Origin of the sequence: Kribbella hippodromi, assembly GCF_039531045.1 — a bacterium.
Taxonomy (GTDB): Bacteria; Actinomycetota; Actinomycetes; order Propionibacteriales; family Kribbellaceae; genus Kribbella; species Kribbella hippodromi.
In genome coordinates this window covers 1-14710 of sequence record NZ_BAAAPH010000004.1, presented here as the reverse complement: position 1 = coordinate 14710, position 14710 = coordinate 1, and the positions used below count along the sequence as shown (strand labels likewise).

Annotated in this window: 10 protein-coding genes and 2 tRNA genes; 5 read left to right on the top strand and 7 right to left on the bottom strand. The window is 67.3% G+C overall.

Annotation, left to right across the window (positions count from 1 at the left end; genetic code table 11):
• Positions 1-8 precede the first annotated feature (8 nt).
• From ABD260_RS06945 to ABD260_RS06920, 6 genes are all read right to left on the bottom strand, one after another.
• Positions 9-1160 (bottom strand): AAA family ATPase, encoded by a 1152-nt coding sequence (locus ABD260_RS06945; RefSeq protein WP_344232517.1) that lies wholly within the window; start codon positions 1158-1160, stop codon positions 9-11.
• 246 nt (positions 1161-1406) lie between these two features.
• Positions 1407-3281, bottom strand: a complete 1875-nt coding sequence (locus ABD260_RS06940) for an ABC transporter ATP-binding protein (protein WP_344232515.1) — start codon at positions 3279-3281, stop codon at positions 1407-1409.
• The gene (locus tag ABD260_RS06935) at positions 3278-4942 is read right to left on the bottom strand and encodes an ABC transporter ATP-binding protein (protein ID WP_344232892.1); all 1665 of its coding nucleotides are present in this window, start codon (positions 4940-4942) and stop codon (positions 3278-3280) included. Before ABD260_RS06935 ends, ABD260_RS06940 begins: the two co-directional genes overlap by 4 nt.
• A gap of 321 nt (positions 4943-5263) precedes the next feature.
• Positions 5264-6502, bottom strand: coding sequence for an MFS transporter (locus ABD260_RS06930; RefSeq protein ID WP_344232513.1), 1239 nt, complete (start codon positions 6500-6502; stop codon positions 5264-5266).
• A 64-nt stretch (positions 6503-6566) separates the two neighbouring features.
• Positions 6567-8351, bottom strand: a complete 1785-nt coding sequence (locus ABD260_RS06925) for a vWA domain-containing protein (protein ID WP_344232512.1) — start codon at positions 8349-8351, stop codon at positions 6567-6569.
• Positions 8344-9405 (bottom strand): AAA family ATPase, encoded by a 1062-nt coding sequence (locus tag ABD260_RS06920; protein WP_344232511.1) that lies wholly within the window; start codon positions 9403-9405, stop codon positions 8344-8346. Before ABD260_RS06920 ends, ABD260_RS06925 begins: the two co-directional genes overlap by 8 nt.
• A 136-nt stretch (positions 9406-9541) precedes the next feature.
• Between ABD260_RS06920 and ABD260_RS06915 the strand changes: the two genes are divergently transcribed.
• The 3 genes from ABD260_RS06915 (at position 9542) to ABD260_RS06905 (ending at position 12485) form a co-directional block, all read left to right on the top strand.
• A complete protein-coding gene (locus tag ABD260_RS06915) occupies positions 9542-11407 on the top strand; it encodes a phage tail protein (protein ID WP_344232510.1) in 1866 nt (621 codons plus the stop codon).
• A gap of 295 nt (positions 11408-11702) precedes the next feature.
• The gene (locus ABD260_RS06910) at positions 11703-12086 is read left to right on the top strand and encodes a VOC family protein (RefSeq protein ID WP_344232509.1); all 384 of its coding nucleotides are present in this window, start codon (positions 11703-11705) and stop codon (positions 12084-12086) included.
• Between the two features lie 69 nt (positions 12087-12155).
• Positions 12156-12485, top strand: coding sequence for a hypothetical protein (locus ABD260_RS06905; protein WP_344232508.1), 330 nt, complete (start codon positions 12156-12158; stop codon positions 12483-12485).
• Between the two features lie 76 nt (positions 12486-12561).
• On the opposite strand, the gene ABD260_RS06900 is transcribed toward ABD260_RS06905, so the two are convergent.
• A tRNA-Gly gene (locus ABD260_RS06900) sits at positions 12562-12635 on the bottom strand.
• Positions 12636-12743: 108 nt separating this feature from the next.
• On the opposite strand from ABD260_RS06900, the gene ABD260_RS06895 reads away from it, so the two are divergent.
• Together ABD260_RS06895 and tig are read left to right on the top strand one after the other, a co-directional pair.
• Positions 12744-12816, top strand: a tRNA-Pro gene (locus ABD260_RS06895).
• Between the two features lie 78 nt (positions 12817-12894).
• Positions 12895-14292, top strand: coding sequence for a trigger factor (gene tig / locus ABD260_RS06890; RefSeq protein WP_344232506.1), 1398 nt, complete (start codon positions 12895-12897; stop codon positions 14290-14292).
• Positions 14293-14710: the final 418 nt, after the last annotated feature.

Sequence of the window (14710 nt, the reverse complement as noted above, 5' to 3'; positions counted from 1 at the left end):
TTAAGGGCCTAGCGGGACGGCCATTTCCAGGGCGGTTCGTCCAGCGGGCGCTGGCCGTCGATGGTTGTGGCACCGGCGTCCTTGACCAACTCCAGTGTTTGCAGGTCGGGGGAGAGGGCCTCGAGCGACGCAATGAACGGCCGCGAGTGGGTCACCACAATGACCTGCGCCTCCTTGGCTGCAGTGACCACCAGATTGGCCAGTGCGGGCAGTAGATCGGGGTGGAGGCTGGTCTCAGGCTCGTTGAGTACTAGTAGCTCAGGTGGTCGCGGTGTAAGTAGTGCAGCGACCCACAGCAGGTACCGAAGGGTGCCGTCGGACAGCTCAGCCCCGGACAGCGGTCGCAGCAGACCCCTCTGGTGGAATGCCAGCTCGAACCGACCTCCAGTGTTGACGACCTCTACGCGACTACCAGGGAAGCCCAGCTCCACTGCGTCTTCGAGAGTGCCGCGGGGGCTCAGCTCCCGGATCGTCTGCAGTGCAGCGGCTACGTCAGAGCCGTCCGGAGCGAGTACGGCGGTGCGCGTACCGATCTGAACCCGCCGAGCGGGTGCCGCCGTGTCAGTACGGAAGTGGTCGTAGAACCGCCAGCCGCGCATCCTCTCCCGTACGACCAGCAGCTCCGGTGCACGCTCCGGATCGGCGAACTCGCTCAGCATGCTGTCGAACGTCTGCAGTTGATGACCCGAGCGCTGCCACTCACCACTACCGGACCGGATGCGTACGTCCCGGTTGTTGCGCTCGACCAGCAGTGCGGCCGGCCGCAGGAACGGCCCTGCCCACAGCGCCTCCCGCTTGATCTCCGGATCGAGGTCGAACTCTGAGCCGTGCGGTATCGGCAGCCCCAGATCCATCAGATAGCCGTAGTCGTCACCGGCGAAGCCCATCCGTAAGGTCACTGGGCCGGTCCGCCGCGTGCCCTGAGCCGGACGGTCTTTCCGGACGTGTTCGGGGCCGGCCCACAGTGTCGACTGCAGACCACCCTCCCGCGCCAGGGCGGCGACCGCACCGTTGCGAGAGGCGTCCGACAGCAGCCGGAGCGCCCGGTAGAGGCTGGACTTGCCGGACCCGTTCGCACCGGTCACCACGTTCAGCCCACGCAGCGGCATGACGATGCGCCGCAGTGACCGATAGTTCTCCACCGCCAGCGTCGTCAGCATGTCCTCAACCTTAGTGTCCTGAGTCGGACGTTCGACGGTGCTTTCGGCGCCCAGGCACGCACCTCGCGGCACTTGCCCAGCGCCCACGATGCTCCGCATCGAGGCCACTGACCAAGCACCCCGATGCACGCACCTGACCACCGAAATCACTCGCCGAACGTCCGACTCAGGACACTAGGGCAGCGCACCGACAAAGCAGTGCGGGCGCGTGAAGGAACCACGCGCCCGCACTGGTTGGTACAGCTCTCAGGCCAGTGACTCTTCCCAGGCCTGGTGCAGGCCGGCGTAGTGGCCGTCGACGGTGATGAGGTGATCCGGCGAACCGTCCTCGATGATCTGCCCGTACTCGAGGACCAGGACGCGGTCCGCGGTCTCGACGGTGGACAGCCGGTGGGCGATCACGATCGCGGTCCGGTCCGCCAGGATCGTCTTCAGCGCCCGCTGGATCAGCCGTTCGCTGGGGATGTCCAGGCTGGAGGTCGCCTCGTCCAAGATCAGGACCGACGGGTTGGCGAGGAACGCCCGCGCGAACGCGACCAGCTGGCGCTGACCGGCCGACAGCCGCGAGCCGCGCTTCTCGACCGCGGTGTCGTACCCGTTCGGCAGTGCGCTGATGAAGTCGTGCGCGCCGATCACCTTGGCGGCCTCGACGACCTCCTCCATCGTCGCGTCCGGCTTGCCGAACCGGATGTTGTCGGCGACCGAGCCGGTGAACAGGAAGTTCTCCTGCGTCACCATCACCACCCGCTCGCGCAGGTCGTCCTCGGCCAGGTCACGGAGGTCCGCACCGTCCAGGACCACGTGCCCGCTCGTCGGGTCGTAGAACCGTGACACCAGCTTGGCGATGGTGGTCTTGCCGGCTCCGGTCGTACCGACCAGGGCCAGCGTCTGTCCGGCCGGTACATCCAGATCCAGACCGGGCAGTACGGGTACGCCGTCCACGTACTCGAACCGGACGTTCCGCAGCTCCAGGTGACCGCGGGGCTTGGCCGGCCGCACCGGCTTGATCGGCTCCGGTACGTCCGGGGTCTCGTTCAGTACGCCGGACAGCTTCTCCAGCGCCGCCGACGCGGACAGAAAGGTGTTGTAGAACTGCGAAATGTCCTGCAGCGGCTCGAAGAACTGCCGCAGGTAGAGCAGGAAGGCGGTCAGTACGCCGACGGTGACGTGACCGTGGTACGCCTGGTAACCGCCGTACGCCAGGATCGCGACGATGGTGATGTTGCCGACGCCCTTGATCGACGGCATGAAGATCGCGTTCAGCTGGAACGACTTCAGGTTCGCCTTCCGGTAGCGGTCGTTGACGCCGTGGAAGATCTCCTCGTTGCGCGGCTCCCGGCGGAACGCCTGCACCGCGCGGATGCCGGTCATCGACTCGACGAAGTGCACGATGACGAGTACGACCGCCTCGCGGGTCTGCCGGTACACGACCGCGGACCGCTTCCGGAACCAGGCGGTGAGGACGAGCAGCGCCGGGAACGACAGCAGGGCGATCAGGCCGAGTTTGAGGTCCAGCGTGAGCAGGATGATCGCCGTACCCAGCAGGGTCAGGACGGCGGTGACCAGGCCGTCGAAACCGTTCGCCAGCATCTCGTCGATCACCTGCACGTCCGAGGTCAGCCGGGAGATCACCCGGCCGGACGTGAACTTGTCGTGGAACGCCGGGCTGAGCCGCTGGAAGTGGTCGAAGACGCGCTTGCGCAGCCCGAGCAGGATGGTCTGGCCCAACCGCCCGGACCGCATCAGGAACAGCTGCCGCGCGAACGCCTGCAGCAACGCCGACGCGAGCACCGCGATCACGATGGTGATCAGCTCACGCGAGCCCTCACCGGCCAGGATCGGCGGGATGCCGTTGTCGATGCCCAGGTGCACCAAGTACGGCACTGCGAGCCGGGCGCCGTTCTCGACGATCACGATGACGATCAGCAGCCAGATCAGCTTCCGGTACGGCCGGAGCAACTCACCGAGCAGCTTCCGCGAGTCCTCCTTCAGCCGGATGCTGGTAGCCCGGGAGATCTCCCGATCGGGGTCCTCCTCGAACATCCCCCGCCAGGTCTGCTCCTGTTCCTCCGGCTGATCCTTCGCTTCGTCAGGAGGAGGTGTTTGCTGGGTCGTTGTCATGCGGGCACCTCCTCTTCCTCGGCTGCTAGCAGGTGCCGGTAGGCCGGCACTGTCGCTAGCAGTTCCTGATGGGTTCCGACGTGGGTGATCGTGCCGTGCTGCAGTAGTGCGACCTGGTCGGCCAGCATCACTGTGGACGCCCGGTGCGCGACCACGATGCCGGTGGTGTCGGACAGCACGTTCCGCAGCGCTTCCTCGACCAGGGCCTCCGTGTGTACGTCCAGCGCGGACAACGTGTCGTCCAGTACCAGTACGGCCGGCTTGGCGAGTACTGCCCTTGCCAGCGCGAGCCGCTGGCGCTGACCACCCGAAAGGGACATGCCCTGCTCACCGACGCGGGTCTCCAGCCCCCACGGCAGATCGTTGGCGAACTGGGCCTGCGCGACCTCTAGTGCTTGCTGCACCTCTTCGTCGGTCGCATCCGGCCGGCCCAGGGTCAGGTTCTCCCGGACGCTCATCGAGAACAGCGTCGGGTCGTCGAACGCGGACGCCACCGCGGTACGCAAGGACACCAGGGTCAGGTCCCGGACGTCATGGCCGTCGATGGTGATCCGGCCTGCCGTTACGTCGTACAGCCGGGGGACCAGCGCGGTCAGCGTGGTCTTGCCGGAACCGGTGGCACCGACCAGGGCAAGGGTGGTGCCCGGGGTCAGGTCCAGGTTGATGTCGTGCAGCACCTCGGTGTCGTCGTCGGAGAACCGGAAGCCGACGTGCTCGAAGCGCAGGTGGCCGCGGGAACCGGTGAGCTCATCCGGACCGGACTTGATCACCGAGTGGGTGTCCAGGATCTCGCTGATCCGGTCCGCCGCGGTCATCGCCTCCTGGGCCATCGCCAGGATCGCGCCGAGCGAGGTGACCGGCCAGACCAGGGACAGCATCAGCGTGATGAACGCGACCAGGGTGCCGAGCGTGATCGCCTCCCGGCCGACGGCGAGCGCGCCGAGCAGCAGCACGATCACCAGGGTCAGGTTCGGGATGACGCCGAGGAAGCTCCAGAACCGGGACGCCAGCCGGACCTTCTCGACCTCGGTGTCGTACAGCGTGGTCGCCTCGTCGTCGAACTGCGCCTGCACGTACGGCCGGCGGCCGAACGCCTTGATCACCCGGAAGCCGAGCGCCGACTCCTCGATCCGGGTCGCCAGGTCGCCCTGCTGGTCCTGCACCTTGCGGGAGATCCGCAGGTACTTCTTCTCGAACTTCAGTGACACCAGCACGATCGGGACGGCGGCCACCAGGACGACCAGCCCGAGCGGCCAGTACAGCTGGAGCAACAGGATCGTGACCACGATCAGCTGCAGGATGTTCATCACCAGGAACAGCAGGCCGAAGCCCATGAACCGGCGGATGGTGGACAGGTCCGTGGTGACGCGGGAGAGCAGCTGGCCGCTCTGCCACTTGGTGTGGAACTCCATCGGCAGGGACTGGAGCCGGACGTACAGGTCGTGCCGGAGGGTCGCCTCCAGGTCGCTGACGGTCCGGGACTGCGCCCAGCGGCGCATCCAGACCAGGATGACCTCGGAGATGCTCAGTCCGAGCGCCAGCAGGGCCAGCGGGACCAGCAGGCTCAGCTCACGACGGGTGACCGGCCCGTCGATGATGGCTCGGGTGACCAGCGGGATGGCGAGGCTGACACCGACGCCGAGCATCGCGGTGGAGAACATCACCGCCAGGCGGTAGCGGTGCGGTTTCAGATAGGGACGGAGCCGCCAGAGATTGCGGCTGCGTTCGGGGGCACGGGTGGTAGGGGCTGCGATCGACGGCGCTTGGACAGTGTGCTCTAGGGGCATCTGGACGGGCGCACTTCCCATCTACTTCGGTTCAAGGGGTTTTTGGCGACCTGAAAACGGCGCACTTTCCAGTATCACTCAGTAGGTAAGCGCTTGTCCTGCGAATTCCATTCCCCGCCGATGAATTACCGCCGTCCGCAATAGCCGACCCGGAGCCCAGGCGGGAAGGGGGTCCGGACCTATCGCGTTTCGCAATCAGTGTTCGGCCATCGATCGCCCTTCTTCGTCCGGCTGAGTTTCGTCCGGAAGGGCGTGCAGGCTTCGGACCGGGGAGCAGATGGCGACCACCAGGCCGGCCAGCATCCCCGCGGTGGCAATCAGCAGGGTCGGCCGGATCTGCAGCGTCGCGGCCAGTACGCCGGACGCGAGCGCACCGATCGTCTGACCACCGATCACCAGCGTGCGCCACGCGGACGTGACTTGGCCGAGCAGATGCGCGGGCGCGAGCGCGAGCCGCAAAGTGCGCTGCGGTACGCCGGACAGCGACATGCCCAACCCGGCGAGCACCTGTCCGAGCAGGATCAGCGGAGTGCGGCCGGTGGCGAGGGCAGCGCCGTTCAGCGACGCCAGGAACACGCCGGACAGGTACGAGCGGCCGATGCCGACGCGCCGGCACCACGTACTCGCGAAGAGCGTGCCGACGACGGCCGCGACGCCGAAGGCGGTGATGGTCAGCCCGACGAACGCGGGCGGCTTGTGCAATTCGCGGACCAGGAACAGAACCACCAGCGGACCCTGCATCGCGCCGGCCATTGCCGCGATCATCGCCGACACCACCAGCGGAGTCAGTACTCGGTTGCTGAAGAGCACTTGAAGGCCCGCGGACAGCCGTACCTCGGACCGCTCCGGTGCGGGCGCCCGTTCCGGCTCCTTGAGGCGGTACGCGGCGATGGTGGAGACGAGGTACGACGCGGCATCCACGACGATCGCAAACGGTGCCGTGAGTACCTGGACCAGGAAGCCCGCGACGGACGGTCCTGCTGTGGTGGCGAGGTTCGCGTTGAGCAGTGCGGCGCTGTTGGCGCGCATCAGGTCCGCACGGGGCACCAGGAATGGGATGAGCGTTTGGGACGCCGTGTCGGAGAGCAGGGTGAGTACACCGGTCAGTACGGCGACCACGTACAGCTGGCCGAGGTGTAGCCAGCCCAGGGCGGCCGCTGCGGGTATGGAGCCGAGCAGCAGCAACCGGCCGAGGTCGGTCCAGATCAGTACGCGACGCCTGGACCACCTGTCGACCCAGACACCTGCCTGCAGGCCAAGCACCAGATGAGGCGCGATGGTCAGAGCAGACAGTGCCCCCATCTCCACAGCGGACGCCTGCAGGTTCACTACAGCGACCAATGGCAGTGCAACCGTGGTGATCGCACTACCGGCGCCAGACACCAGTTGCCCGATCCACAGCTTGCGGAACTCGCCCCTCACGACCCACGCCATGCCATGGAACCTGTCACCGAACAGAGTCACCCGGCTACACCTGTTCGCCCCCAGCAGAGCCTGTTCACTCCACGCGAAAGACAGGCCCCTTGGCAACGAACGGCAGTGATGCACTGCGCGGGATCAACCAGGCATGCTCCCGCCGTACCCGGACGACGTCGCACTCCCCGTCCGTGATCAGCAGGATCGGTCCGTCCGCGGGGAAGTCCTTCGCTCGCTCGAGTAGGTCGACGCCGGGCTGCAGTACGGTGCCGCCGCGGCCACGTACTTGGATGCTCCCCGCGATCTCGTCCACCGGAAGGTACCCGGCGTCGTAAGCGGCCGCGTCGCAGTACACGACCCGTGCGGCTGGGACGTCGCGGGCACGGGAGTACGAGGCGATCGCACCGAGCGCCTTGCCCAGTAGGCCGCGGTCCATGGAGCCGGAGGTGTCCAGCACCACGCCGTACGTCGGGAGCCGCTCCAGCTCGACCGGACGAACCCATCCGGGGCGGGGGATGTCCGGCGTACCGGACTGGCGCCGGGACGCACGGGCGTACGTGCGGCGCTTGTCGACGGCTGGAACGTGCTCCTCGAACCAGCGGGCGAGCTGCGCGTCCCACGCGAGTGGTGGATGGTCCAGTGCGCGGATCTCCTCGACCAGCCCGGCAGGAAGCGAGCCGCGGGAGGAGTCGTGGTACGCCAGCCCGGTGCTGAGCGCACGGCGGTAGATGTCGTCCAGGCCGGCTCCACGCGCACCCTCACCGGTGTGGGGCAGTGGATGACCCAGTACGTCACCCAGTCCGGTGCCGCGGAGGGTCGCCAGCTTGCGGTACCGGCGGAGGTCTGTGGTGATGCGGTCGTAGACCTCTTCCGCGGACATGCCCTTGAGTGCTGGGTCGTGCAGCGTGCCCTCCGGCATGGTGCCGACGCCCATCTCCAGTAGCCAGCCGTTGATCACCAGGTCCGCTGCGACGTTCCACAGGTACGGATCGCGGCCGCCGACGCGCTCACCGTGCCGGAGTGCGGCGTGCAGCATCTCGTGGGCCATGACGAACCGCCACTCGCTCAGCGTCAGGCTGATGAGTGGGTTGACGTAGATCTCCCCGGCAGCCGCATTGACGGCCGCCACCTGGATGTCCCAGCCGCGGGCGACCTCCACCTCGGCGACGATCGTCATGCTCGCGGCAAGCGCACCCAGCAGTGGGTACGACGAGACGAACCAGCCGAGGGCCAGGTCCCACTTGTCGCGGCCGCCGCTGTGGGCAGTCAGCGAAGAGCGGGCGCCACCGGCTACGTCGACAGCTGCCGCGGCGGCAGCCGACAGTCCGGCTGCGAACAGCTCGTTCCAGTTCGGCGGCTGGCCCCAGCCGTTCCATCGGGCGGTGCGTACGTCGGGGTGGTGCCCGGCCACGCCCTGGTCGGAGTACTCCACCGGTACACCGGACCGCCGCCACAACCGGGCCAGGGCGTCCTCCTCCATGCTGGGAAAGGACGGCGGCAGGTCAACCACCGGCGTACCCAGCTTGAGCGACTGCAAGTATCGGTTGACCGCTACGTCGTACGCGGCGCTGGCCGGCTGGTCCGGGTCCGGCAGCTTCCGGTCGGCGTGGCCGAGGCCCAGATGGATCAGTAGGTGGGCAAAGACCCACGTCCACTCGTCCGGCGTCGCCCGGCGGGTGCGGTGCGTACGGATCTCGCCGTTCGAGTCGATGACCGCCCAGGCGTCTGCCGGACAGGCGTCGTCGCGGATCGGGCTGTGCGTCCAGTCAGTCATCGGAGCGAACAGTGGATGCCGCGAAACAGTCGCCCAGCCGGCCTGGATCGCCTCCCAGGCCGGGTCGCGCTGCGCCTTCTTCCGCTTAGGCACGGGCGGCTACCAGGCGCGGCAGGTCGCGGCTCACCTCGACCAGGAACCACGTCGGCAGCACCGGGCGGCCGTCATCGTCGGACGCGATCACCAGCTGTGCCACTTCGAGCGAGATCTCCGCGAGCTCGACCAGCAGGGCCTTGCCGCGGTGCGCGAGCTGACGCGCTGCCGGACTGGCCGAGGCCTTGTCGGCGGCCAGTTCCTTGATCAGCCGCGCGCGGAACGTCTCCGCGAGGAAGTAGAGCAGGTCGCGATCCTCCGGTGCCGTCGGCCAGCCGGTTTCGCCCTTCAGTACCGCATCCAGCCCGAACGCGTGCCGGACCGTCTTCACGTACGCGCGGAACGTGGAGGCGTGTGCCGCGGACAAGGTGCCGAAGGCAAGCACCCGCAGCGTCTCGTCGGCGATGTCGTCGCCGTACGAATGCAGGGCGTCCGAGAGCATGTGCCAGCTGCGTGGCGTCGAGAACGGCTCCTCGGTCTTCGGCGGTGCGGTCCACAGGTGGTCGGGGCGGTTGCGCAGGTAGTCGAGTACCCACGGGTGGATGCCGGCCGTACCCGCCCACTGCAGCCAGTCGCTCGCGGACGCGCGCAGGTGGACGTGCACGAGCCGGTTGACCAGAGCGCTCGCCATCGGGCGGGCCAGGGCGTTGTCGGTGGCCCGGTTGCCGGCGCCGATCACGACGGAGCCTTCCGGCAGCTCGTACTCACCGATCCGGCGGTCCAGGATCAGCGAGTAGAACGCCTTCTGGACCTCCGCGGACGATGCGTTCAACTCGTCGAGGAACAGGCAGTACGGCTCTTCGCGGGCGATCGCCACGGGTGGAGCGAAGCGGCTGCGGCCGTCGACGATCTGCGGTACGCCGATGAGGTCCTCCGGCGCGAGCTGAGTACCCAGCAGGGTCACGCACTCCAGACCGAGTGATTCCGCGAACTCCCGTACCAAACTGCTCTTGCCGATCCCCGGTGCGCCCCAGAGGAAGACCGGGCGTACTACCGCGACGTGCAGCAGCACTTCGGGCAGTTCGGCTGCCGATACTGTGATTCCTGCCTGCATCAGGTCCTTTCAGTCGGGTGGAGAGCTCTCCAGCGTCCTCCTGTGCGCCTGGTGTGTCACCTGGTTTTGTGGGGTGGCTTCCGTTACTCGTGGTTACTGGCTAGGGTGCCTGCGACGGCTGGGGGAGGGGTCTCACGTGGTCAGTTTCCGGGTCAAGGCGGCTGCTGTGGTGTGCGCTGCCGTACTGGTGCCGCTGTCTGCTTCGTCCGCGTTGGCCGCTGATCCGCCGCCGCATCTTGGCGAAGGCGTACTGGTGCCCGGGCGGAGTGCCGTGGATGTCGGGATGTCCGGTGCGCGGGTGGTGGTTTCCGACCCGGTGTACGAGACAACCAACAACGGGAGCACCTGGACTGCCGTTGGCGGGTCCAACAGTGGCAAACCGTTGCAGGTCGAGGGCGGGGCGCTGCTGACGTTCGACGGGACTACGGCGAAGGTCGGTGGGCTCAGCTTCCCCGCTGCGGACGAGGTAGTGCTCGGCAAGGGCGGCAAGCTCGTTTCGCACCGTACGCCGAGTGCGGCGACCGCAGAGGTGTACGACGTCGCCACCAAGACCAAGCTGGCCGACTACGCGCCGCCGTTCGCGCTGGCTGATGACACGGTGTGGAAGGTGACTGAGCCAGGTCACCTGGACGGCAAGAGCCTCACAACCGGTGCCGTGAAGACAGTGCTGGTCGCTAGTACGTGCACTGTCGGTCCGGGTGCTGTGAACGGTCGCTGGGCTGTGCTGAGTGGCTGCAACCAGGTGGTTGATGTTGTTGGGCCACAGCCGCCCCGGAACCTGTCCGTTGCGGCGGATGCCCAACTGGGCAACGGATTCACGGTGCAGGCGTCTGGGACCGACCTGTTGGTCACTGACCTCAATGACCCGGCTCTGGGGCAGCGGCGGTACGGACCGATCCGTACTACTGGTCCTAGCTTCCGTGCGGATGGCTCAGGCTTGGCCAAGATCGTGTACGCCGACGCGGCCGCGAAGCCGCGAGTGATCACACTGAACTGGCTGGCTGCTGATCCGCAGGAGCGTCCGGACACCGTGGCGCCCGTACTGACCAGTGCGTCGGCCGGTGACCGCATCCGGGACAACACGAGTCTTTCGTTCGAGTGGGCGTACGACGATCCACAGGACCCGAACTCGCCTGCTACTGGGGTGGACAGCTATGACCTGCGCATCCAGCAGCGTCCGAACCGTACGTCGCCGTACAGCGCATGGAACCAGGTACCAGGTTGGCAGGGTCTGAAATCGAACGGTGCGAGTTTGACCGCGCCGATCGGTACGGACACGTGCTGGCAGGTGCGCGCACGTGATTACGCCGGCAATGTGAGTGCGTGGAGTGCCTCGTACTGCAGTGAGGTGGACGGTACTGCTCCGGCGCTGCAGACGTGGCGGATCGGTGATCGGGTGCAGTTGGGTGGATCCGCGACGGTGCGGTGGGCGTACAAGGACGACACCGACATCGCTTCGTACGACGTGGTTTACAAGACTGCCGCGTCGGGGGTGGCGTTCGGGAAGTGGATCTATCCGGCGAACTGGCAGGGTACGAACATCACGGCGATCACCTGGGTGCCGCGACTGGGCTGGGACGAGTGCTTCATGGTCCGCGCCCGTGACTACCTGGGGAACCTGTCCGCGTGGTCGGCTCCGCTATGTTCGGTTGCTCCGGATGACGACCGTGCGCTGACCGCCGCCGGCACAGTCACTCGCTCCACGAGCACACTGGCGTTCCAGGGCAGTACGTCCGTCCTGAAGGCCAACGGCGCGTACCTGACGAAGGCGACTGCTGCCGGTCAACGAATCGCTCTGGTAGCCATCCACGGCCCGGGTCAAGGCCGCGTCGACATCTACCACGCCAACATCAAAATCGGCACCGTCTCCCTGGCTGCGACGACCACATCCCGCGTAGTCACGTACCTGCCCGTCACGCCTTTCCGCACCGGCGCCCTCAAGATCGTCTCGACGTCCACAGCCCCCGCCACCATCGACGCCGTCGCCCTGCTCCGAGCCTGAAGTTGGAGCTCCGGCCGTTGGTGATCACCCGCGTGGCGAACGTGGCGCCCGGCGGTGCGCTCGCTGCGACCGGCATGGGGCTGTGGATGGAGGCCGGGACAGCCGCGTACGTGGTGGGTGCACTCGCGGTGGTGCTTGGCCTCGTGCTGGGGGTTCGCGGGTACCGGATGGGTGTGCACTGCGGCGCCGGCGCGCTGACTGTTCGCCGGCTCCGAACCGGTGAGGCTGGTGGCCTGAGGTTTCGGTGGTGGTGGAAGTGTTGGTGGGTGGGGGTGATGTGGCGGAGGATGCGGGGATGGTTTCTGTTGTTCTGAATGTGGCGATCGACTGTGCGGACGCGTACGGGCTGGCGCAGTTCTGGAGTGCGGTGACCGGGCGGCCGGTGGATCCGGATTGCGAGCCGGGTGACCACGAGACCCAGGTCCTGATGGCCGAAGGTCCGATGCTGTACTTCAATCAGGTGCCTGAACCGAAGACGATCAAGAACCGCGTCCACCTGTGCCTGCGCCCGGAAACGTACCGCGACCTCGAGGTGGACCGCCTGCTCGGCCTCGGCGCCACCCTCGTCACCGACCGCCGCAACCCCGACGGCACCGGCTGGGCAGTCCTCGCCGACCCCGAAGGCAACGAATTCTGCGTCCTCCGAGGCACCACCGAACGCTCCGCAACAACTTCCTGACGGCCGATCACGCGCCGCCCGCCCGGAGAAACTCACATGCCCTGGAACGCGCGGCCCGACGAACCACCCATGCCGCCAAGGCTCGCGACCTACGCGCTGCGCACCGCTGACCTCTCGCAAGCTGGCCGTCCAGTCGGCACCCTGCTGGTCGAGCCGGAGCTCTACACGGAGCAAACCAGCGGCGCCCTCTGGTGGCGCCGCTGGTCCCAGCCCCAGTGGGCCGCTCACCTATGGCTCGATCTACCCGGCCTGCACCTGGAGGTCGACGCGACAGACACTCTCATCGCCCCCGGCGACCTGGAAGCAGAGCTGGACGACTGGGACGCCAACCGCTTCACCTTCGCCGGCCAGTCCCTGACCCTCCATTGGCGGCCCTCAACAGAATTGGCGTCCGAGTGATCTACGCCACACGACGACGTCTGCCGGCATGACAAAGGCCCTCAGCCGCATTCCTGCAGCTGAGGGCCTTTCGGGGTGGAGCGGGTGACGAGAATCGAACTCGCGTAGCCAGTTTGGAAGACTGGGGCTCTACCATTGAGCTACACCCGCGGTGCTCGGACATGATTCCACAGGTAGCGGGTTGGACTCAAAACGGGGGAAAGCGGGCCCCGGTGGCGTGAGCACTGGTTCGGGTCGACTAGACTTCCACGGTCACTGCGGGGCGTAGCGTAGTGGCTAGCGCGCCTGCTTTGGGAGCAGGAGACCGCAGGTTCGAGTCCTGTCGCCCCGACAAACCCCGTGCAGTACCGGCTGTGGCGTCGGCTGTCCGGCGTCGCAACATGTCACCGAATCAAGGAGAACCGCCACCGTGAAGAGCACCGTCGAGTCCTTGAGCCCGACCAAGGTCAAGCTCATCGTCGAGGTGCCGTTCGAGGAGCTCAAGCCGAGCCTCGACGCGGCGTACAAGAGCATCGGTCAGCAGATCGTCGTACCGGGCTTCCGCAAGGGCAAGATCCCGCCGCAGGTGATCGACCAGCGGGTCGGCCGCGGCCCGGTGCTCGAGGAGGCGATCAACGACGCGCTCCCGAAGCTGTACTCGCAGGCGGTCAGCGACAACCAGGTGAAGGCGATCGGCCGGCCCGAGGTCGACGTGACCGACTTCAACGACAAGGAGAGCCTGCAGTTCTCCGCCGAGGTCGAGGTCCGTCCGGAGATCACCCTGCCGGACCTGGAGGGCCTGGAGGCGTCGGTCGAGGACATCGCGATCTCCGACTCCGAGGTGGACGAGCAGATCGAGTCGCTGCGGCAGCGGTTCGGCTCGCTGAACCCGGTCGAGCGCGCGACCGCCGACAAGGACTTCATCACCCTTGACCTGTCCGCCAGCAAGGACGGCGAGAAGGTCGAGGAGGCGCAGGCGACCGGCCTGTCGTACCAGGTCGGCAGCGGTCAGCTGCTCGACGGCCTGGACGAGGCGGTCATCGGCCTCAGCGCCGGCGAGAAGAAGACGTTCGTCACCCAGCTGGTCGGCGGTTCGCTGAAGGGCGAGGACGTCGACGTCGAGGTGACGGTGACCGCGGTCAAGGAGCAGGAGCTCCCCGAGTTCGACGACGAGTTCGCGCAGACCGCGTCCGAGTTCGACACCGCGGACGAGCTGAAGGCGGACGTGCAGACCCGGCTGGAGCGCGGCAAGCGGCTCGAGCAGGCCGGCGAGGCGCGGGACGCGGTGCTGGAGAAGATCCTGACCCTGGTCGACGTGCCGGTGCCGGAGGGTCTGCTGACCGACGAGCTGGCCGCCCGCAAGGAGAACCTGGAGCAGCAGCTCGGGTACTCCGGGATGACCATGGAGCAGTTCCTCGAGGGTGAGGAGCAGACCCAGGACGAGTTCGACGAGGACCTGAAGAAGCGCTCCGAGGACGCCATCAAGGCGCAGTTCGTGCTCGACCTGGTGGCCGAGCAGCAGGAGCTGAGCGTGAACGACCAGGAGCTCACCGAGCACATCGTCCGGCACGCGCAGCGCTCCGGCGTCTCCCCGGACCAGTTCGCCCAGCACGCGGTCGAGAACAACCTGGTGCCGAGCCTGGTCTCCGAGGTCGTCCGCGGCAAGGCGCTCGCGTACCTGGTCGAGAACGCGAAGGTCACCGACGGCTCGGGCAACACCGTCGAGCTGAAGACGCTGCAGCCGGACGGCACCTACGCCGACCCGGAGGCCGCTGACGCCGACGCCGAGAACGCCGAGGCCCCGGTCGCGGAGCCCGCGAAGGCCTGAGCAGTCCGCCGCACGGCCCGGACCCCACCACGGGGCTCCGGGCCGTCCGCATTTCCGGGACATGTCCCAACACGCCTCGCTCAGCGGCTGCTGGGTGCCCCAAACCGGTTTGGGGGTGATTGTGCACGTGGAGCGGGGAGGGTTGTACTCCCGGATCGGGCGGTCAGGCACCCCAAACCGGTTTCGGGGTGTCCGGCTGCTGTGACTGATCCGCGGCCGGTGGGTTGTGTCATCGCCAGCCGCCAACCCGAGGGACGCCGCTAGGTGTGCGCTGCGCGGCATAGGTGCTGCGCGGGGTAAGCGGTGCGCGGGGATATCCGCTCGCGTTGTGGGTTCTCCACTCGTGTACGGGTGGAGAACCCTGGCGGAGTCCATCGGTCTAAGCAACGCCTGATGGAGGGTGTTGTGTATGCCGATG